This is a genomic window from Ruegeria sp. BG9 (assembly GCF_056538305.1).
This window is the reverse complement of sequence record NZ_JBQFSY010000010.1, coordinates 224561-245805: the sequence shown is the minus strand read 5'-3', so window position 1 is coordinate 245805 and position 21245 is coordinate 224561. Positions and strand designations below refer to the sequence as shown.

Annotated in this window: 20 protein-coding genes; 3 read left to right on the top strand and 17 right to left on the bottom strand. The window is 56.9% G+C overall.

The features are described from left to right. Positions 1 to 14: 14 nt before the first annotated feature. From ACR0I8_RS18245 to ACR0I8_RS18165, 17 genes are all read right to left on the bottom strand, one after another. Complete coding sequence (locus ACR0I8_RS18245) at positions 15 to 1421, bottom strand: aldehyde dehydrogenase family protein (protein ID WP_480703471.1); 1407 nt, start codon at positions 1419 to 1421, stop codon at positions 15 to 17. A gap of 110 nt (positions 1422 to 1531) precedes the next feature. Next, complete coding sequence (locus ACR0I8_RS18240) at positions 1532 to 2503, bottom strand: helix-turn-helix domain-containing protein (protein ID WP_170693279.1); 972 nt, start codon at positions 2501 to 2503, stop codon at positions 1532 to 1534. Between the two features lie 474 nt (positions 2504 to 2977). Continuing rightward, a complete protein-coding gene (locus ACR0I8_RS18235; protein ID WP_170693277.1) occupies positions 2978 to 3739 on the bottom strand; it encodes a Phenylacetic acid catabolic protein in 762 nt (253 codons plus the stop codon). A gap of 13 nt (positions 3740 to 3752) precedes the next feature. Continuing rightward, on the bottom strand, positions 3753 to 4826 hold the full coding sequence (locus tag ACR0I8_RS18230; RefSeq protein ID WP_170693275.1) for a 2Fe-2S iron-sulfur cluster-binding protein: 1074 nt from the start codon (positions 4824 to 4826) through the stop codon (positions 3753 to 3755). 13 nt (positions 4827 to 4839) lie between these two features. Next, complete coding sequence (paaD, locus tag ACR0I8_RS18225; RefSeq protein ID WP_170693273.1) at positions 4840 to 5301, bottom strand: 1,2-phenylacetyl-CoA epoxidase subunit PaaD; 462 nt, start codon at positions 5299 to 5301, stop codon at positions 4840 to 4842. 6 nt (positions 5302 to 5307) lie between these two features. Next, complete coding sequence (gene paaC, locus ACR0I8_RS18220) at positions 5308 to 6066, bottom strand: 1,2-phenylacetyl-CoA epoxidase subunit PaaC (protein ID WP_170693271.1); 759 nt, start codon at positions 6064 to 6066, stop codon at positions 5308 to 5310. Continuing rightward, positions 6066 to 6350, bottom strand: coding sequence for a 1,2-phenylacetyl-CoA epoxidase subunit PaaB (paaB, locus tag ACR0I8_RS18215; protein WP_142639870.1), 285 nt, complete (start codon positions 6348 to 6350; stop codon positions 6066 to 6068). Before paaB ends, paaC begins: the two co-directional genes overlap by 1 nt. 23 nt (positions 6351 to 6373) lie before the next feature. Further along, the gene (gene paaA, locus ACR0I8_RS18210) at positions 6374 to 7351 is read right to left on the bottom strand and encodes a 1,2-phenylacetyl-CoA epoxidase subunit PaaA (protein WP_170693269.1); all 978 of its coding nucleotides are present in this window, start codon (positions 7349 to 7351) and stop codon (positions 6374 to 6376) included. Positions 7352 to 7375: 24 nt separating this feature from the next. Next, the gene (locus ACR0I8_RS18205; RefSeq protein WP_170693266.1) at positions 7376 to 7939 is read right to left on the bottom strand and encodes a phosphohydrolase; all 564 of its coding nucleotides are present in this window, start codon (positions 7937 to 7939) and stop codon (positions 7376 to 7378) included. A gap of 16 nt (positions 7940 to 7955) precedes the next feature. After that, positions 7956 to 9158 (bottom strand): 3-oxoadipyl-CoA thiolase, encoded by a 1203-nt coding sequence (gene pcaF, locus ACR0I8_RS18200; RefSeq protein WP_170693264.1) that lies wholly within the window; start codon positions 9156 to 9158, stop codon positions 7956 to 7958. A gap of 196 nt (positions 9159 to 9354) precedes the next feature. Then, entirely contained in the window at positions 9355 to 10170 is an 816-nt protein-coding gene (locus tag ACR0I8_RS18195; RefSeq protein WP_480703467.1) for a PaaX family transcriptional regulator C-terminal domain-containing protein, read from the bottom strand. Between the two features lie 49 nt (positions 10171 to 10219). Beyond that, positions 10220 to 12250 (bottom strand): phenylacetic acid degradation bifunctional protein PaaZ, encoded by a 2031-nt coding sequence (gene paaZ, locus ACR0I8_RS18190; protein WP_170693261.1) that lies wholly within the window; start codon positions 12248 to 12250, stop codon positions 10220 to 10222. A gap of 119 nt (positions 12251 to 12369) precedes the next feature. Beyond that, positions 12370 to 13557, bottom strand: a complete 1188-nt coding sequence (locus ACR0I8_RS18185; RefSeq protein ID WP_170693259.1) for a cytochrome P450 — start codon at positions 13555 to 13557, stop codon at positions 12370 to 12372. Then, a complete protein-coding gene (locus ACR0I8_RS18180) occupies positions 13557 to 14909 on the bottom strand; it encodes a TRAP transporter large permease (RefSeq protein ID WP_170662413.1) in 1353 nt (450 codons plus the stop codon). Before ACR0I8_RS18180 ends, ACR0I8_RS18185 begins: the two co-directional genes overlap by 1 nt. After that, on the bottom strand, positions 14906 to 15412 hold the full coding sequence (locus ACR0I8_RS18175; protein ID WP_170693257.1) for a TRAP transporter small permease subunit: 507 nt from the start codon (positions 15410 to 15412) through the stop codon (positions 14906 to 14908). Before ACR0I8_RS18175 ends, ACR0I8_RS18180 begins: the two co-directional genes overlap by 4 nt. 57 nt (positions 15413 to 15469) lie before the next feature. Then, entirely contained in the window at positions 15470 to 16489 is a 1020-nt protein-coding gene (locus ACR0I8_RS18170; RefSeq protein WP_170375286.1) for a TRAP transporter substrate-binding protein, read from the bottom strand. Between the two features lie 70 nt (positions 16490 to 16559). Next, entirely contained in the window at positions 16560 to 18593 is a 2034-nt protein-coding gene (locus ACR0I8_RS18165) for an FAD-dependent oxidoreductase (protein WP_170693255.1), read from the bottom strand. A gap of 103 nt (positions 18594 to 18696) precedes the next feature. Here ACR0I8_RS18165 and paaG point away from each other — a divergent pair, with 103 nt between their 5' ends. From paaG to paaK, 3 genes are read left to right on the top strand one after another with little or no spacing between them, the layout of a single operon-like run. After that, complete coding sequence (paaG, locus tag ACR0I8_RS18160; protein ID WP_170693253.1) at positions 18697 to 19482, top strand: 2-(1,2-epoxy-1,2-dihydrophenyl)acetyl-CoA isomerase PaaG; 786 nt, start codon at positions 18697 to 18699, stop codon at positions 19480 to 19482. Between the two features lie 2 nt (positions 19483 to 19484). After that, entirely contained in the window at positions 19485 to 19910 is a 426-nt protein-coding gene (gene paaI, locus ACR0I8_RS18155; RefSeq protein WP_170693251.1) for a hydroxyphenylacetyl-CoA thioesterase PaaI, read from the top strand. Positions 19911 to 19933: 23 nt separating this feature from the next. After that, positions 19934 to 21244: a phenylacetate--CoA ligase PaaK gene (gene paaK, locus ACR0I8_RS18150; RefSeq protein WP_170693249.1), complete on the top strand. Its 1311-nt coding sequence runs from the start codon at positions 19934 to 19936 to the stop codon at positions 21242 to 21244. Position 21245: the final 1 nt, after the last annotated feature.

The window sequence follows — 21245 nt, the reverse complement described above, 5'->3', positions numbered from 1 at the left end:
CTCCTGTCTTGTTCTTAGCTGAATACGACTTGGATATCGGTGTATTCGGCCAAACCTTCGTCCGCGAATTCGACACCAACGCCAGATGATTTGACCCCGCCGAACGGAGCGTTGGGTTGAATGGCACCATGTTTGTTGATCCAGACCGAGCCACATTCCATGCGGCTGGCAACGGCCTTGGCGGCGTCGATATCGGACGACCAGACCGAGCCACCCAACCCGTTCGGGCTGTCATTGGCGGCCGCAATTGCGTCTTCCACTTCTGAATACTTGATGATTGGCAACGCCGGGCCGAACTGTTCTTCATCGACCAGCGGATCGCCGTTATTCAGGCCAGCAATGATCGTAGGAGGGAAGAACAACCCGTCGCCCGGCGCACCGCCCAGCAAGACCTGACCACGTTCTTTTGCATCGGCCACCAGGCGGCTGACCTTGTCAAACTGCATCTTGTTCTGGACCGGACCGAGGATCGCGTTGTCGTCCATGCCATCTCCCACCGGGATATTACGGGCGAAAGCCACCAGCGCGTCGCAAACCTCGTCATGTATGCTTTCGTGGACATAGAGACGTTTCATAGCAGCGCAGGTCTGGCCGTTATTGATGAAACCACCCCAGAACAAACCTTCGGCAATCGATTGCGGGTCTGCATCGGGTAGAACGATACCGGCATCATTGCCCCCCAGTTCTAGGGTCAGGCGTTTCATGGTTTCCGCGGCCGAGGCCATGACCTTCTGCCCTGTCGCACAGGACCCGGTAAATACGATCTTACGGATGTCGGGATGGGCAGACATGGCCCCTCCGATATTGTCGCCCTTGTCGTCGCTTGTGATCACGTTCATGACGCCCACAGGCAGTACTTCGTTCATGATCTGAACAAGGCGCAGGGTCGACAGTGGGGTCAGAGGCGAGGGTTTGATAACCACAGTATTACCGGTACGCAGCGCTGGCATGATATGCCAGATCGCAATCATCACCGGGAAATTCCAAGGCGTGATAGAACCCACAACGCCCAGCGGTTTGCGGTGCAGTTCAACGCGGCCTTCGTTGTTATCTTGTAGCACTTTCATTGGTAGGGACAGCCCAGCAGTATACCCTGCCCAGGCCCCTGCCCCGCCCATTTCCCAGCGCGACCCAAGGCCATTCAGCGGCTTTCCCTGCTCAGTCGTGATGATCTGTGCAAGCTCCTCGGAGTGTTCTCCGATCTTCTGCGCAACGGCCTCGCACGTGGCCTGCAGTTCTTCGTCCGACTTGGCCGACCAGCTTTCGAAAGCAGCTTTCGCAGCTCTAACAGCAGTATCCAGATCAGCGCGTGTCGCATTGGGCGCACGCCCTGCGACTTCACCGGTTGACGGGTTCAATACGTCAAAGCTGGCGGCGGTAGATACCGGTTGACCCCCGATAGTCAGATCGTATTCGATCACGGCTTGTCCTCCCTAAATCGCGATGCCTGTGCGCGAACGCAGCAAGGCTGGGGAGCACTATTATCCGACCGGTCGGTCGAGTCTTGGGGTTTTGCGCCAAATATTATGGCTTAGGACGACATATTCTTCCGCACCGCCCCCGGTGAGACACCAAATCGTTCCCGAAAGACCTTGTAGAAATGCGACAGGTCGTTGAAACCGGAATCATACGCAACCGCAGCGATCGTGTCGCGCCCTACGTCAGAGTTCACCTCTTTTAGCCGGGCTTTCGCTGTTTCAAGCCGCACAGACATAAGGCGTTTGCTTGCGGTTTCCCCAATGGTTCCAAAATGACGCTGAAGTGTCCGAGGCGAAACCTGCAATGCTTCAGCCAATGCCTGCGGTCCAAATGCCGGATCCATCGCGTTCTGTTCAATCAGTTGAAGAGCGCGTGAGAGGACGGCGTTTGCTTCTCGCCCGCGTTGGTCTTCCTGATGGCTGACACAGCGGAAATACGCGCCTAACAAGCTCAGAAAGGCTTCGCCCAAATGTGGGGCCACAGCGGCTTCCTCGGTAAATATCTTGGCCAGAACGGCACGCATGGCGAAAAACAGGGGGTCGTTTCGGTCCACCACGATACCGCCTGTGCAGATCTCACCGAATCTGTGGACCATCTCGTCGCGTGGCAAATGGATCGAGACCTGACGCGAGTTCATCCCGTCATAAACAAACTCGGAGCGTTTCGCGCTGTCGACCAGATACATGTCGCCCGGTCCCAGCAAAACCGAGGTATCATTCTGGTGGATACGACAATTTCCCTTGTCTTGGATGAGAAGAAACAAGTGCTCTCCCGGGTCTTTTCGGATCATACGCTCGTCCCGAAAAACCCTTTGTGCGTCGAGCGATACGATTGCCGTCTCAAAGCGTGAGACCGGCAAGGTGGAGATGTCCCCGTCAATGCGTCCGCGCGTGGCAACACTGGACTCGACAGCAAACTGCCCGCAGATCTTTTCCAGATCCTGAGAAAACCCCTCTACAGATCGTGAACGCAAATTCGTCCGCACAAGCGGTTTAAAATATGCGCTATCTGGTTGTGGCTTCATGGGTGTTGGGCTTGCTGTGACTGGATCAGCGTAAAGAGTACCCGTGATGTGAGTTTTCAGCAAAACGTTTTGTAAGGTTTAATACCGGTGGATTTGGCGTGTACTTGTCGGGCTATATGTAACTCACTCCAAGGTGTTTCGTTTTAGGAATTGGCCCAAACTGATGGCGGTGAGACGATAACCGACGGGCTGGCCAATTGGTTGCAGAGCGATCTCACTTGTGAACAGCAAGGAACCAAGATTTTCAGCCTTTTTATTCGCGTAATCCAATAGTTCTGTCATTCCCCATTGAGCGAATTTCTGAATCCCCGGATAGTCGAGAATCTGAAGTGTTACCGAATGGCCTATTGCGATCAGTCGTCAGGCCACGTCCGACAAACCCCAGCCCTACACTACTATTTTTCTTGTCATCCCAGAAACTTGGGCCTCGCATCAGACTAGAGGACGGGCCCTAAATCGGTCCAGTCAAGCGATTCACAAAGGCGTTTTAAGTCCCAAAGTCTTCAGCGCGTCATCCATCGTCTGGCTCCAGCGCTCTTTTAGGGAACTGTTTTTATTCCGCCGCAGACCAAGAGATTTCAACAACTCGAACCGTTTCGGATCGTCGCCCCCGAAAGACACCGCAACGCGAGGCCACCAGTAGTCGACCGAGACTTGCATTTGCTCAGCTTCGCCTCGTTCGATCAACTTATTTGCGCCTTCCATCGCCAATTCGCCATGGTGTGCTTCAATCGGAGCGATTGAGCGGAAGACTTCGGCCAGGGGTTGGTAGGAAATCGTAGAATACTCAGCCAGTTGTTCGGCGACGGCGCGGCTCATGAGCAGATTCATGATCACGGCATCCGTCCAACCCGAGAACGGATAGTTGAACACAGCCAAGCGCATATCATGTTCGGAACGCGTTGCTCCGATGTCCGCAGCCCGGTTTAGCCGTGCCGTCCACGGGTGATGATTGGCGTAGCGTTCTGTGTCGGCTCCAAACTCTCCCATAATGTTCAGAATACGATTTGCATGATCCGTTTTCTCAAGTACGATCTTCGCGGCAGCGATGCGTTCTTTTATTCCCGGCCCGAGGTTAATTACGTCAGCAAAACCGGCAGCGCCTGCTAATTCACTGTCAACAAAGGTTGCCATCAGCTTCAGCAACTCAGCGCGATAGCGCGGTGGAACATTTGAAGGGTTGGTCAGCACGCCGCCCGCGGCAAGATAGCTGTCGAGAGTCATCGTATCGGTCATGTCTACCTCTCCTCTACTGATCGTAATCCACGACCACACGGTCCGTTATCGGATAGGCCTGACAGCTGAGCACATAGCCTTTCTCGACCTCGTAATCCTCTAGCGCGTGGTTTGCGACCATCTCGACCTCACCTTCCAGCACCTTGCAGCGGCAGGTCGAACAGACTCCGGCCTTGCAGGCATAGGGGGCGTCCAACGCGTTTTCCAAAGCGGCATCCAGAATGGACAGGTCCTTGGGGATGGTCAGGGTCTGGGTCGAGCCATCCAGCGTAATGGATGCGTTGGTCTGATTTTCTGTCCGACCGGCATCTGCCGAACTTGCTTTGCGCTTTGCGCGACCCGGCTGGGCGCTGGCAAAAAGTTCGAATTTAATCCGGCTGTCGTCTAGCCCGTGTTCGCGAAGGGCGGCGGCAATACCCAGCATCATGGGTTCAGGACCACAAATGAACGCCGTATCGACGTTTTCGATATCGACCCAGTGCTTGAACAACTCGGCGCATTTTTCCCGCGTGACCAGCCCGGTGAACAGGTCGATTTCCTGGGAATCCGTCTCAAGAATATGGATCACGTTGAGGCGACCCATATACAGGTTCTTGAGGTCCTCTAGTTCTTCGCGGAACATGATCGTGTTGATGCCTTTGTTGGCATAGATGAGCGTAAACCGCGACTGGGTTTCACGGGCGAGCGTGGTTTTGAGGATCGACAGAACAGGCGTCACCCCGGACCCACCGGCAAAACCGAGATATTGCTTTTCGGCATCTGCATCGATCGGAGCGTGGAAGCTGCCCATCGGCGGCATGGCCTGCACGATGTCCCCGACATTCAGTTCCGAATTCGCCCAACCCGAGAACGCGCCGCCATCAACGCGCTTGATCCCAACCTGCAGGACGCCGTCGTCCTTACCTGCGCAGATCGAATAGGACCGCCGCAGTTCTTCGCCGTCGAACTCGCGGCGGAACGTCAGGTATTGGCCTGCGGTGAAGTCAAACTCCTGCGCTGCACCATTCATGGGCTCCAGCGTCAAAACCACCGCGTCGCGGATCGTTTTGTGGATATCGGTGACCTTCAGGTCGTGGAAACGTGCCATCCGGTGCTCCTCCTCAGATGCACTTGAAATAGTCAAAAGGTTCCAGGCAGTCGTTGCAGCGCCAGTGCGCCTTGCACGGGGTCGAGCCGAACTGGCTGACCTTCTCAACCGCCTTGCTGCCACAATGCGGGCACCGCTCCGGGCCGCCTGCCGGTTGCGGCGGGGCGATGCCGTATTCTTCCAGCCGCGCACGGCCCTTTTCGCTGAGCCAATCGGTGGTCCAGGCGGGTGAAATTGTGGTTTCGATCCGGATGTCTTCGATCCCGTGATGCCGTAGCGCGGTTTCAATGTCCATGCTGATGACCGACGTTGCTGGACAGCCGGAATAGGTCGGTGTCACCGTCACCTTCAAGGTTCCGGCATCCCAGCACACATCGCGTACAATCCCCAGATCAACCACGGAAATGACTGGTATTTCAGGGTCGGGCACGGCATCCAGCCAGTCCCATATCTGATCTGTCGGCACCCGTTCCATATCGGCTTACCAGCTTGCGCCGGGATAGGCGCGTTGCAGCCACTGCATCTGAGCTAGCAAGTGTCCCAGATGTTCGGTATGCATCTGCCCGGTGCGCCCGCCCTTATGCGCGAAATTGCTGTCTGGGATCGTTAGCGTCGCATCCGCCAAGAGCCGCTGAATCAAAGCGTCATATTCATCGCGCAGATCGGCGGGATTGGGGGCGATGCCAGCGGCTGCCATCTGGGTATCCACGTCGTCGCTGGCAAACATCTCACCCACATAGGGCCACAGATAGTCCAGCGCCGCTTGCATCCGGTCGTGGCTTTCCGCCGTTCCGTCGCCCAACCCAACCACCGTGTCGCCAGAGCGTTCCAGGTGATAAGCGACCTCTTTGCTGGCTTTGGCCGCAATGGCCGCGACACGGTCGTCTGACGATTTGATCAGACGCCCCAACACGATCGAATGCCACGCGTCGAATAGGAATTGGCGCATCAGGGTCCGGCCGAAGTCCTCGTTCGGCACCTCGACCATCAAAACATTGCGAAAATCCCAGGCATCGCGCAAGAAAGCCAGATCATCCGCGCTTTTGCCGCCGTCGATTTCGCCTGCAAGGCCCAGCCACATCTGGGTTTGGCCGATCAGGTCCAGCGCGGTATTGGCCAGCGCGATATCTTCTTCCAGCACAGGCGCATGACCGCACCATTCGCTGACGCGATGACCAAGGATGAGCGTGTTGTCACCCATTCTCAGCAGAAACTGCAGGAAGGCTTCGTCACGGGTCATCACATCGCCCCCACTTCATCGGGGATGTCGAAGAATGTCGGGTGACGGTAGACCTTGCTTTCGCTAGGCTCATATAGTGGGCCTTTGTCACTGGGGGATGAGGCCGAGATGTTGTTCGCTTCGACCACCCAAATCGACACGCCTTCGTTGCGGCGCGTGTAGACATCGCGCGCGTTCTTGATCGCCATTTCCGCGTCCGGTGCGTGCAGTGAGCCGACATGACGGTGGCTCATACCGTGCTGACCGCGGATAAAGACTTCCCAAAGGGGCCATTCGTTTTTCATCGGGTTTCCTCCTCAGGTCAGGCTTATTCAGCGGCCACTTGACCGGCGCGTTTCTTTTTGGCGTGGGCCAGCAGGCCGTCCCGCACCCATTGTCCGTCGTCCCAGGCCTTGTTGCGCGCGGCCAGGCGGTCGGTGTTGCAAGGCCCGTTGCCTTTGATGACGTCAAAGAACTCGGACCAATCGGGTTCCGAGAAATCGTAGTGGCCGCGTTCTTCGTTCCATTTCAGGTCCGGGTCTGGGACGGTCAGCCCAAGGAACTCGGCCTGCGGCACGGTCTGATCGACGAATTTCTGACGCAGCTCGTCGTTGGTGTTCATCTTGATCTTCCAAGCCATGGATTGGGTCGAATGGATCGAGTCCTTGTCCGAAGGTCCGAACATCATCAGCGACGGGTACCAAAAGCGGTTCAGGGCATCTTGCGCCATCTTCTTCTGTTGGGGCGTGCCTTCGGCCATCTTGCGAATGGCATCGTATCCCTGACGCTGGTGAAAGCTTTCTTCCTTGCAGATCCGGATCATGGCACGCGAATACGGCCCGTAGGACGTCCGCTGCAGCGGCACCTGGTTCATGATCGCGGCCCCATCGACCAGCCAGCCAACTGCGCCGATATCGGCCCAGTTCAGGGTGGGATAGTTGAAGATCGACGAATACTTCATCCGACCGTCCAGCAGCATCTCGGTAAGTTCGTCCCGGCTGACGCCCAGTGTCTCCGCCGCGCAATAAAGGTAAAGCCCGTGTCCGGCTTCATCCTGCACCTTAGCCAGCAGGATCGCCTTGCGTTCCAGTGTGGGTGCGCGGGTGATCCAGTTACCTTCGGGCAGTTGTCCTACGATTTCGGAATGGGCGTGCTGACCAATCTGACGGATCAGCGTTTTGCGGTAGCCTTGCGGCATCCAATCTTTGGGCTCGATCTTTATGTCCGCGTCAATCTTTGCCTGAAACTCGGCAAGCTTTTCAGGGTCATCGTTTGTGGCCTCAGACTTAACCATTTGTGCGTACATCGTGTTTCCTCCTCTCGGATGGGATCAGATTTTGAATACGTGGCTTAGAACCCGCATGTTTCCTTTAAATGCGGAGCCACCAAGGTCTTTTGCCAAGCGCTGCAAAACATCCGCAAATCCGTAGCTGGGAATGGCGGCTTCGACCTGGGCGACTTGATCGCGCGACAGTCCTTTGCGCACCTTTCCCCCCGTCGCATCGATCCAGTCACCTTTTCGGCAGGCGTTGACTACATCGGCATGAGGCCCGCGATAGGGTGTAACCTTGTGGTGCCAGTGAATGGCATTGCGCAGCAGCTCTGGATCCAGTCCCCAACCCTTTTCAGCGTTGTCCCTCAGAGCCAGTTCTTCGGATGACTCCAGATATGCCAGATCGTGTTTCGTCCACAGTCCGATATCGTGGTAGACGAATGCCGTCTCGACCAATGCACGATGCGTGTCATCGCCGCCAAGGAAGTGCATGGCATAGGTAATCACACGATAAACATGGCCTCGATAGGCCTTGTAGTCGTCGCCGAGAACATCTTGATACGGCTCGAACAGGCGCTCGACGCGTTCGCTGTGGTCGATTATCTGGATCGCCTCAGTCAAAACAGTGCTCTCCCCATCAAACCCGTTCAAGGATCAAGGCTGCGCCCTGCCCGACGCCCACGCACATCGTGCAGAGAGCATACCGCCCACCTGTCCGCCGAAGCTGATAGGCGGCGGTTAAAACCAGCCGCGCTCCGGACATGCCCAGAGGGTGCCCCATGGCAATGGCACCGCCATTCGGGTTCACATGCGGTGCGTCGTCAGCAAGGCCCAGTTCGCGAAGTGTTGCCAGCCCTTGCGACGCAAAAGCTTCGTTCAACTCTATCACATCCATCTGCTCAATGGTTAGCCCGGCCCGTGCCAAAACCTTTTGGCTGGCCGGTACGGGCCCAATCCCCATGATGCGCGGCGCGACGCCAGCCACCGACATTCCAACAACCCGCGCAATCGGAGTAAGGCCGTTCTTTGCAGCCGCCGCCTCATTCGCCATCAAAATGGCTGCGGCTCCGTCGTTAACGCCAGACGCATTGCCCGCCGTAACAGTTTTGTCTGGCCCGTTCACTCCTTTGAGGCCCGACAGCTTGTCGGCCGTTGTACCCGGGCGAGGATGCTCATCGGTATCGACCAATATCGGGTCACCCTTACGTTGTGGAACCGAGACCGGAGTGATCTCATCCGCGAACAGCCCCGCTTCATGCGCGGCGGCCCATCGGGCCTGACTACGCTCTGCGAAACTGTCCTGATCTGCGCGGCTGATGCCATAGTCGTCGGCAACGTTGTCAGCGGTTTGGGGCATTGAATCGATGCCGTAGGCCTGCTTCATCTTCGGGTTCACAAAGCGCCAGCCGATGGTCGTGTCGTAAACCGCGTTACTGCGCGTGAATGCAGATGTCGCCTTGGGCATCACAAAGGGTGCACGGGACATGCTTTCGACCCCGCCCGCTATCGCCAGATCATAGTCACCCGCCTTGATGCCGCGGGCGGCCATTCCAACAGCATCCATGCCGCTGGCGCACAGGCGATTTATGGTGGTCCCCGGAACATCAATCGGCAATCCAGCCAACAAGGCCGCCATACGCGCCACGTTCCGGTTGCTTTCACCGGCCTGATTGGCATCACCATAGATGACGTCATCCACGCTGGACCAGTCGACTTGCGGGTTCCGCTCTTTCAGCGCAGCCAGCGGAATGGCCGCCAGATCATCCGTGCGGATCGACGACAAAGCCCCGCCGTAGCGCCCTATCGGAGTGCGCGTCGCGTCGCAAATGAATGCATCCATCTGTCAATTCTCCTGGGCGTTCACGCTCAATTATAGACCGTATGGTCGGTTTATATTTTCATCATCGATTCGAAGCAAGCATTATGTTACAGATTTTTTTGCCTCCACATATTCTCGTAACATAAAAAGAAATCAGTTTGCTGTTAAAGCAAGCCATCATCCTTTGAGATATCAGGAGGGACTTTGTCCCAAAAACCTAAGTCCTCAACTCTGCTTCCAAATTTTTGAGTTGCGGTCGGGGCAGCCTGTCCAAAATCCTAGAGACCGCCTCGCGGCAAGCGGGCTCCTTCCAGTCACTTGGTAGAAAATCCGAGGGCAAAGCTGGGTGTCGCAAGATTATGCGGCGCCAATTGTGCACAAGGAGGACACGCAGCGCTGCCGTTTTCATCGGATCATCCACGCCGGTCTCCGGTAGCAGATCGTCGATCACCTGGATTGATGTCCAAAACTCGTCATACGCGGTTCTCAGCGGCTCTGGCCCGCATAGCTCTGTTAGCCAATCTGGTACTGAAATCGCGGTGGTCTCAAAACCTAGCAGGTCTTCCAGATCGCGCGGCATGGTTCCCGCTGCCATCGCTGTGGAAGGGTTTAATGAGATATATTCCCCAGTCAGCAACAGATCGGACAGTTCCTTTCGGGATGTTTCCGAGCTGCTCGACATCAGCACATGCCAGATGTCTGGATTGGCCGTTTCGCGGGCGTAAATACGTGGCGCAGCGGCTGCACTTTGAGTGCGGCCATAGTCCGTAAGCCGATGGACACTCGCACGACCAACTCGCGTACTTTCGATCCAGCCTTCTTTGCGCAATCGATGCAACGCCACTCGGGTCGCTTCGGCCTTGATACCGACAAGGCTCGTCAGCGCACTGATCAATGACCCACTTACTTGATCCGATTTGTTTTGCGCCAGATCGCCAAAGATCGTTACAAGCACCGACCAAACCCGCAGAGACCCTTGGGAGGTCAAATGACCAACACAACGATCGAACCAATCTGTGGAAGCGTCTTTCATGGCCGCAGTATAAGCGGGCCGGATCGAATTACCATCCGGCCCATCACCGTCAGTAAGCCACCATTGTTAGCAGCTCGTATTCTGCAACAAGGTCATCATCCTGTTGAGTCATCGTAACGTGCCAGCGAACTTCACCATACTGATCGTTGCGTTTGGTCTTTGACTTAACGGTTAGGCGCACTTTGATGCTGTCCCCGGCCACAACTGGCTTCATGAAACGCAACCCATCCAAGCCTGTATTGGCCAGAACAGGACCTTCGTTAGGCTCGACAAACAAACCGGCGGCGAACGACAACAGCAGGTATCCGTGCGCGACACGACCCGGGAAGAACGGATTTCGTTCCGCGGCGGCCTCATCCATGTGCGCATAGAAGGTGTCGCCGGTGAATTCCGCAAAGTGCTCGATATCTTCGAGCGTGACGGTGCGCAGCGCCGTGTGAATTGTCTCACCGATTGCCAGATCGTGGTAGCGCCGCGTGAAAGGATGCGCCGGGCCTTCGATCTCGGTTGCGCCCGAGACCCATTTCGAGCCAATCGCCGTCAACAGGTCAGGCGAGCCCTGAATGGCTGTACGCTGCATGTAGTGTTTTACGCCCCGCACACCGCCCATCTCCTCGCCGCCACCCGCGCGACCAGGGCCGCCATGGACCATATGCGGCAAGGGTGAGCCGTGGCCCGTGGCCTCTTTCATCGAGTCTCTGTTGTTGAAATAGAGCCGCCCGTGATACGCCCCGGCCCCCCTGGCGAATTTGCGCGCCACATCCAAATCATGGGTAATGACAGACGCGACCAAAGACCCCTGCCCCCGGTTCGCGAGCTCAATCGCGTGGTCGGTGTCGCGATACCCCATGATCGTGCTGACTGGACCAAAGGCTTCGGTGTCATGAACGCGCTGTGCCGCATCCGGGTTGGCGCAATGGAACAGCATTGGCGGCAGGAAAGCCCCTTTTTGGGCATCTGCGCCGTCAACGGCAAAGTCATCCGGGTTGCCGAACACACGTTCGGCCTCTTGGCAAATGATCGCAGCCTTTTCCAGTACATCCAGTTTTTGATCATTCGATACCAGCGCGCCCATGCGCGTTGTCTCAAGCCTAGGGTCGCCGATAACCGTTTTTGCCAGCCGCGCGGAAAGTGCCTCGATCACCGCCTGCACATGCGGCTCGGGTGCGATGATCCGGCGGATCGCGGTACATTTCTGACCCGCTTTTGTGGTCATCTCGCGCTGAACTTCCTTGATGAACAGGTCAAATTCCGGTGTCCCCGGTTGGGCGTCAGCGCCCAGTACCGAACAGTTCAGACTGTCCTGTTCCGCCACGAAACGGACGGAGTTTTGCAGAATGACGGGGTTAGACCGTAGTTTCAACGCAGTATCAGCCGATCCGGTAAAGCTGACCACGTCCTGCATGGTTAAGCGATCCAATATGTCACCCAGACCACCCGACACAAGCTGGAGCGCTCCGGCAGGCAGAATGCCAGACTCCAGCATCAACCGCACGCACAATTCGGTTACGTAGCAGGAATTCGTAGCCGGTTTGACGATAGCCGGAACACCGGCCAGCAAGGTTGGCGCCAGCTTCTCCAACATGCCCCAAACAGGAAAGTTGAACGCATTGATATGAACCGCCACACCCTGCAGCGGTGTGCAGATGTGTTGACCGACAAAGGTCCCATTCCGCGACAGCTGTTCGACGTCACCATCCAGATAGACGTGCCCATCGGGCATTTCGCGGCGGCCTTTCGAGGCAAACACGAACATCGTGCCGATCCCACCGTCGATGTCTATCAAATGATCTGACTGGGTCGCGCCCGTGTTGAATGACAGCTCATACAGGGCCTGCTTGTGCTGTCCCAAATGCACCGACAATGCCTTGAGCATCTTTGCGCGCTCGTGAAAGGTCATCTGACGCAACGCCGGACCACCAACGTTGCGCGCATAGTCCAACATGCCCTGTACATCCAAGCCAGTGTTGCCAGCGGTCGCGATCACTTCACCGGTCACAGCACTGGCAATGTTGCGGGCACCCTCGCCCGGCGCGACCCACTCACCGGCCGCGAAACTTGAAATCTGTTGGATCGTCATGTGCCTCTCCTCAGTCCTGAGATGATCTACGCGGCCCTAAGCGCGCGGTTATGGTAGCTATAATATTTACCGTACGGTCGGTCAATAAAAAGGCCGATTCATTTTCTTGTTCGGTCACGTCAAACCTTTGCAGGAAGCTGGGCGAACCCGCGAAAACGAATTCGCCCACCACGCTTTACGCCCTCTGTGAACTGATAGTTGGGAAAGCGGTTCAAAAACCGACTGACCGCAATCTTGCCCTCCATCCGAGCAAGAGTCAGACCGACGCAGGTGTGCGGGCCACCGGCAAAGGCGTGGTGTTTGTTCGGGCGGCGGTCCAGCAGCATGTCGTCAGGCCGGTCAAACTGCCTTGGGTCGCGGTTGGCGGCGCCGATACACAGGTGAACATCCGTGCCCGCCGGGATGGTATGGCCGTGGAATGTCACATCGTCGGTGGTCAGGCGATTGCCGAACTGGTTTGGGCTTTCCAGACGTAAGAATTCGTCCACTGCTGTGGAAATCAGGTCGGGATTGTTCAGCAATTCCGCGCGTTTATCCCGGTGCCGATCCAGCAAATCCAGCGCGTTGCCTATCAGGTTTGTCGTGGTCTCGTGCCCGGCATTCAGGATAAAGATACAGTTCTGATACAGCTCAACGTCGGTCAGGCCGCCATCCGCATCGTCTTGCATCAGCCGTGTCAGAACATCCGTTTCCGGATTGCCCGGGTTGGCTTTTCGATCCTCAATGATATGGCGCAGAAATTCTTTGAATTCGGAGGCGGCACGATTGCCCCACTCTTCCTGCTCAGGCGTCAATTGTGGTTCCAAAGCCCCAAGAATAGCCAGAGACCAGTCCCGTAGTGGTTCGCGTTCGGACCTGGGAATGCCCAACAGGTTGCCGATCACTTCGATGGGGATCGCCCCGGCAAAATCCTCGATCAACTCGACTGTGCCTTTGGCTTGCATCTGATCCAGCAAACTGTCGACGAGCTGGATCAATCCCGGCTCCATCTGCGCCAAGGCACGCGGGTTCATCGCGCCTACCATCACCTTGCGGACGCGGGTGTGCAGGGGCGGATCGTTGAACACCAGACTTGTGGTGTGGTGTTCGTATAACGGGCTGTCGACCCCGTATTTGGGCCCAAACACCGCCTTTTTGTCCGAGATGAACCGCGTCGTATCCCGATAGACCAGATCCAGATCCTCGTATCGCGACAGGATCACCGAACCGTCGGGCTGGGAGCAAACCGGCATATCCTCGCGCAGCGCGGCATAGGCTGGATAAGGGTCCTCGTGAAACCCTTCGGGAAGCGCCGTCAGGGAAAACATCAGTGACCCATCGCCCCCATATGTTCGGGCAGCACCAGTACCAGCCAGGGCACCAGAACGATCAGGGCCAGTCGGAAAATGTCGGCGATCCAGAAGGGCGTGACACCTTTGAAGATCGTTGCTGTTGAGACGTCCCCGACCACCCCTTTCAGGATGAACACGTTCAATCCGACCGGCGGGGTGATCAGGCTGATCTCGGTCACGACAACAACCACGATCCCGAACCAGATCGGGTCATAGCCCAACGACGTCACCAGTGGGAAAAAGATCGGCACGGTTAACAAAAGCATCGACAGCGATTCAAACACGCAGCCCAAGATGATGTAGATTCCCAGGATCATCAGGATCACCACGAACGGTTCCACGTCATAGGCCGTGACCAGGCCGATCAACGCCTCTGGCAGGCCAGCGAGGTTGATGAAGTTCGAAAAGATCTGGGCCCCGATCAGGACCGAGAACAGGGCGGCAGCGGTGTAAGTTGTTTCTTTCAACACCTCGAAGGTCGAACTCAGAGTCAACCCACCGCGGGACAAGGCGATCAGAAACGCCCCCATGGCGCCCATGCCGGCGGCTTCGGTCGGGCTGAAGGTCAGGTTCAGTGGGTGGAAATCAAACGCGCCGTAAAGCCCGCCAATGACAAGAAAGAACAACAGCAACACCGCCCAAACCGACCGTAACGCTGTCAGTTTTTCGCCCCAGCCGTGTTTTTCTCCTGCGGGTCCGGAGTCGGGTTTGCGCCAGACGGTCCAGCGAACGGCAAACAGGTACAGAAGGATGCCAAGCACGCCGGGAATGATACCGGCAACAAACAGCTTGCCGATGGATGTCTCGGTCAGCAGACCATAGATTACAAGGATCACGGAGGGCGGGATTAGAATGCCGAGCGTGCCGCCTGCCGCAATGGAGGCGGTCGACAGCTCATCTGAATAGCGATAGCGGCGCATTTCCGGCATGGCGACCTTGGACATCGTTGCCGCCGTTGCCAGGGACGAGCCACAGATGGCCGAAAACCCGCCACAGGCCGCCACCGTAGCCATTGCGATCCCGCCTTTGAAATGGCCCAGAAACGCGTTTGATACGGCGTAAAGCTCGCGCGCCAGCCCGCCTTTGTTCACGAACAAACCCATCAGGATAAACAGTGGTATAACCGAAAGGCCGTAGTCCTGAGCCGTGTCGGTGATCTGACGACCCACCATCGACATCGCTGCTTTCAAGCCGCGTTCGGACAGAATACTGCCTCCGCGTTCGTATGCAAAACCCAGCGTTCCGACGAGGCCCATTGCAAAGACAATCGGCAGGCGCAGAAGCACAAGAACAAGAACAAGGCCAAAGCCGATCAGTGCGGCAGTCATTGAGGGTGCTCCGACAAAGTATGGGGGGCGAAGATGTACAGAAGGCCGGTCGTGATCATCGCGACGGCGGTGATCGCTGCGGACGCGGCAATGAACCAGCCGATATAGAACACGGGGATCGACAGGTACTCGGTCACATCACCATAGTCCCGCGCCCGTTCAGCCAAGATCCAGACCCGCTGTATCGGCCAGAAGAGCATGATGCCCGAGACCAGATAGACAATCGCATCCCTGGCGCGGCTTAGGCGCAGTCGCGCAAACAAACCGTCCGTCAGGTCCACTGCAATCTGACCTTTTCCAGCCGAGATCATCGGAAGAACCGAGAATACAAGGATCGCCATCAGAATACGTGTCAACTCGGTCGCCGCTTCGATCGGCGCGTTGAACATGGACCGAAGAATGACGTCGCAAAACGTCATAACCATAAGGATAAACAGCGCCACACAGGCCATCACTGTCGGAAAAACACTGATGCGGCGCGCGAAGGATACCAGAGATTGCATGAGGAATTCCCGCCCGTTCGAAACGGTTGGCGGTGCGAGACCGCCAACCAGCTCACGTTATTGCGCGGCCATTTCACTGACGATCATGTCATAGGCGGCCTGAGCATCGACCCCGGCACCGTTGACTTCGTCAATGACCTTGGCGCGGACATCGACAGCAATTGCGTTGAACTTCTCCAGGTCTTCGGCAGATGCGGTGTTGATCGCGTTGCCGTCTGTGCCTTCGGTGGCTTCGCGCCCGATGGCATCAATTTCGTCCCAGATTTTACCGATTTCACGGCTCAGCGGCTCGCCAAAGACTTGCTCTTCCAGCGCTTGCTGCAGCTCGGCAGGCAGATCGGCAAATGTGTCTTCGTTCATGATGAAGGCGAAAGAACCGCGATACAAACCGCCCGGAACTTCGTACACGTTCTGCGCCACTTCGGTCAGCTTGAAGCCCTTGCGGGATTCAAATGGCATCACGACTCCATCGGCTGCTTTCGAAGCCAGCGTTTCGTACACTTTCGGAGCGGGCACCTGGATACCGGTTGCGCCCAGTGCTGTACCAACATCGCCACCAACACCGCCGGGGATGCGAACCTTGAGGCCTGACACCTCGTCCAGCGTTGTAACAGGGCTGCTGGAATGTAGTTGGGCCGGTCCATGCGTATGCAACGCGATCACCTTGACGCCGCGATGTTCGTCGGCCGCCTTCAGGTGCGTGTCATAGGCCCGCCAATAGGCCACCGATGCGGCCTCGGCCGAGCCTTCATATCCGGGCAGTTCGATCATCTTGGTGGTGACAAAGCGGCCGGGCTGGTAGCCGTGGAAAATGATCGAGGCATCCGCCGCCCCATCCATGATCAGGTCCATTTGGGCCGGCGGCGGTGCGATGCCAAGTTTCAGTTCGGCAGTGACTTGGCCATCGGTGGCTTCTTCAACCATTTCGACGAATTTCGGCCACATCTTGGCATTGATGCCATGGGTTGGCGGTGCCCAGCTAGAAATGGTCAGCGTATAGTCAGCTGCCATCGAAACTGTCCCCGAAATGGCAAGCGCCGCCGAAGCCAGCAAGGTGCTCAAGTTGCTGAGTTTCATGTTCTGTCTCCTCCCTGTGAAACATGTATTTTGAATGCGTTAATGGTTGCTTTTGTAACCATCAACACTTTTAAAGCGCTTTAGTTTGGGCCGCGATGGCCCAAGACGCCGGACTTTCCTCGGCCACGGTCAGCATAACCGACTGAGACACGTCACTCCCAATTTCCTTGCGATAGTTCATTGGCCCCCCGCGCCAACGCGGGAAACCATAGCCGTGGATCTGAACCATATCGACGGCTTCTGCGTTTTCAGCGATCCCTTCTTGGATGATCAACGCGCCCTCATTCGCCATGACCGCCAGAAGGCGAGACGATATATCCTCGGCCGTAAAGGAACGGCGGGCAATGCCCTGCGCTGCGGAATACCCTTCGATCAAAGTCTCAACCTCGGGGTCGCGGATCGGTTTGCGATTTCCGCCTTCGTACCGGTACCAGCCTTTGCCGGATCGCTGACCAAACCGCTCCAACTCACATAGCTGGTCGGCAATGGTAACATAGCGTTCGTTCGGGTCGCGCGTAGCGGCGTTGCGCTTTCGATTTGCCCAGGCGATCTGCAGCCCGGTCAAGTCCTGCAACTCGTACGGCCCCATCGGCATCCCGAAATCCCGCATTGCCTGATCAATTTCATGGGGCAACGCCCCGTCTGCCAGCAGGTAATCCGCTACGCGCCGATAAGCGGCCAGTATGCGGTTGCCAATGAACCCGTCGCAAACGCCTGACAGAACCGAAACCTTGCACAGCTTCTTGCCCAGAGCAAACCCCGTGGCCACCACTTCGGGGGCGGTTTGGGGGGTGTGCACGATCTCGAGCAATTTCATGACATGAGCCGGGCTGAAGAAATGCAACCCTATGCACCGTGTCTGGTTTTCGATGCCCGCAAAGATTTCTGCAGGGTCCAGATAAGATGTATTGGTGGCAAGAATTGCACTGGCGTTCATGTTCTTGGCCAATTCGGCAAAGACCTGCTGTTTGACCGACAAGTCCTCGAACACGGCTTCTATCGCCAATTCCGCGTCAGCTGCTTCCGCATAGCTGTCAACGGCGCGAAATCGGGACAGGCAAGCCTTGCATTGCGCCTCGGTCATCTTTCCGCGTTTGATCGCGCCCTTCAACAGGCCTTCAACCCTATCATGGGCTGCCAATGCGGCCTCGGAGTCGCGCTCGATCAACGTGACAGACAGGCCAGCCGTCAGAGCGGCGGTTGCAATTCCGGCCCCCATCAAGCCGCCACCCACCACAGCAATACGGCTGATATCGCGCGGCTGGACATCCTTGATCAGCGCGGGCTTTGATACGCTGCGTTCCGCAAAGAACGCATAACGCAGCGCACGGCTTTCCGCGGTTTGGCGAAGCGCCAGATGGCGCGCCCGCTCCATCGGCTGCCCTTCGGAAAACGGTTCCTGCGACCAGGTTAGCGCGGTCAGGTTCCCCAACGGCGACTGCTGCCCCTTGGCACGCTTTTTCAGCGATGCCCGAGAGGTCTCGATCAGATCCGGCGCAAAATCAGCGACAATACGTTGGCTGACCGGCACAGGACGGTCCGGCAGATCGGCCACAAATCTCTCGACCGCCTTTTCAAGATCGTCGGCCACCAAATCGACGGCACCAAGCTGCAGCATCTCCTCGGCCTTCAGCACTTTGCCTGTGCAGGCCAGATCAATTGCCGCTTCCATCCCCACAAGGCGTGGCAGACGCTGCGTGCCGCCCGCGCCGGGGATCAATCCAACATTGACCTCTGGCAGACCAAATCCCGTTTCGGGCGCTGCAATCCGCCATGCGCAGGCCATTGCAATTTCGAGTCCCCCACCCAGAACATTCCCGTGCATACAGGCGACGAAAGGGACATCGCTGTCTTCGACCATTTGGACGACATCGGGCAAATGCGGCTCGACCGGCGGCTTGTTGAATTCGGACATGTCGCCGCCCGCGACGAACGTCCGGCCAGCGCAACGCAGCACAGCCACCCGCGCGCCTTTGACCGCATCCACAGCATCTGCAAGCCCCTGCCGGACCGCTTGCGAGGTCGCATTGACCGGCGGGTTGTCAATGGTAACCCAGGCGACATCGCCTTTGAGTTCAACATTCACAAGTGACGTCTGAGACATGGGTGTGCCCTTCAAGCGCTCCGGATTCGAGTCTTGTTTATATATTGACCAACCGTTCGGTTAATGCAATGATAAAAATGAAACGACATCTGGCAGAGCAGTCATGAGCGATACGATTCTTGTAGAAGATCACGGGACCTGGGTTGAGATTACACTGAATCGTCCCGACAAACTGAACTCATTCAATGATGAGATGCATTACGCGCTGCAAGACGCGCTGAAATCCGCCCGAGACAACGGCGCGCGCGCCATCCTTTTGACCGGTGCCGGGCGCGGATTTTGCGCCGGACAGGATCTTGGTGACCGTGATCCATCGAAAATGGACGGCCCGCCTGATTTGAGTAAAACCGTGCGGACCTTTTATGCGCCTTTAGTGCGATTGATCCGGTCGCTGAACTTCCCGGTTATTTGTGCTGTGAACGGTGTTGCTGCCGGAGCCGGGGCAAATCTGGCACTGGCCTGTGACATGGTTTTGGCCGGTGAAAGCGCCAAGTTCATTCAGAGTTTTGCCAAGGTCGGTCTGATCCCTGATACTGGCGGCAGTTGGCACCTGCCCCGCCTATTGGGAGAGGCCAGAGCCAAAGGACTGGCGCTTACGGCACAACCTTTGCCAGCAAAACAAGCAGAAGACTGGGGCCTGATCTGGAAAGCCCTGCCCGATGAGCAGTTGATGACCGAAGCCCGCGCATTGGCAAACCAATTTGCCAACGGTCCGACCGTTGGGCTGGGCAAAACCAAGCAGTGCATTCAGGCCGCGGCAACCACCACCCTTTCTGATCATCTTGAAATCGAAGCGGACGCTATGAAAATCTGCGGGGAAAGCGCGGACTATGCCGAAGGCGTGTCCAGCTTCCTCGAAAAACGCGTACCAAGTTTTCAGGGCAAATGACGATGACCCCGCAAGAACGCGCCGCTAAATCTGCCGCCGCTATGTGGGCCAATGATGAGGCCAGCAAATGGTTCGGCATGGAACTCGTTAACGTCGACGAAGGCCGCGCTGTTCTGGCACTGACCGTCGCAACTCATCACTGCAACGGCCATGGCATATGCCACGGCGGCGTCACCCATGCCCTGGCAGACAGCGCCTTCGCCTTTGCCTGCAACAGTCGCAATGTGGCGACCGTCGGCCAACATACAATGATGAGCTATCTCGCACCGGGCCGCCTGGGAGACCGCCTGACCGCAACCGCAACAGAAACCGCTGTCGCAGGTCGGAGCGGTGTCTATGACGTGCGCATCACAAATCAAGATGGCATGACTATCGCCGAATTCAGGGGTATGTCCCGCGCGGTTGGTGGTCAGAATTTTGACGAATAGAAATACGCTGGAGGAGCAACGCAATGGACGCCCTGTCCCCCAACAAAGCTGAATTGGACCCGATCGAAATCGCATCGATCGACGAAATCCGTGCGACTCAGCTTGAACGCCTCAAATGGTCGGTCCGACATGCCTACGAAAACGTGGCGATGTACAAGCAGCGCTTTGATGAGGCGGGTGTCCATCCGGATGATTTGCAACAGCTTTCGGATATTTCGAAGTTCCCATTCACATATAAAAACGATCTGCGCGACAACTACCCTTTCGGCCTTTTCGCCGTCCCGCGCAGTGAGATTATCCGACTGCACGCGTCTTCCGGGACAACCGGCAAACCAACTGTGGTGGGCTATACCAAAGCTGATATCGATAACTGGGCAGATTTGGGTGCGCGTTCGTTGCGGGCGGCAGGTTTGCGCAAGGGCGATTTGGTCCACAACGCCTATGGCTATGGCCTGTTTACTGGTGGTCTGGGCGCCCACTACGGGATCGAGCGCTTAGGCGCGACCGTTGTCCCCATGAGCGGCGGGCAGACCGAGAAACAGGTCGGCTTGATAAATGATTTTCAGCCCGACGGGATCATGGTGACGCCGTCATACATGCTCAACATCCTTGAACAGTTCCACAAGTCCGGGCTCGACCCCAGAAAAAGCTCTCTCAAGGTCGGCATTTTCGGAGCAGAGCCCTGGACAGACGCAATGCGAACGGAGGTTGAATCCGCATTCGACATGCACGCGGTCGATATCTACGGCCTTTCTGAAATCATGGGCCCCGGCGTCGCGAGCGAGTGCGTCGAAACAAAAGATGGTCCCGTAATCTGGGAGGATCACTTCCTACCAGAGATCATTGACCCGGCCACAGGCGAAGTACTGCCCGACGGCGAAACCGGCGAGTTGGTGTTCACCACTTTGACCAAAGAAGGTTTGCCAATGATCCGCTACCGAACGCGCGATCTGACCTGTCTGTTGCCTGGAACGGCGCGCTCGATGCGCCGGATGGCAAAGATTACTGGCCGCAGCGACGACATGATGATCCTGAGGGGCGTGAATGTTTTCCCCAGCCAGATCGAAGAGCAGGTCATGGCGACGGGAGGTCTGGCCCCCTACTATCAGATTGAACTTTACAAATCCGGCCGCATGGACGCGATGCGGGTGTTTGTCGAAGCATCAGCAGACTCGCCCGACGAGATGTCAAAGACTGCCGCAGCCCGAATGCTGACTAAGCGCATCAAGGACGTTGTTGGCGTTTCAACGGAAATTGTTGTAGGTGATCCAGGCGACGTCGAACGCTCTCAGGGCAAGGCGAAGCGCGTCATCGACAACCGCGATAAGGAATAAG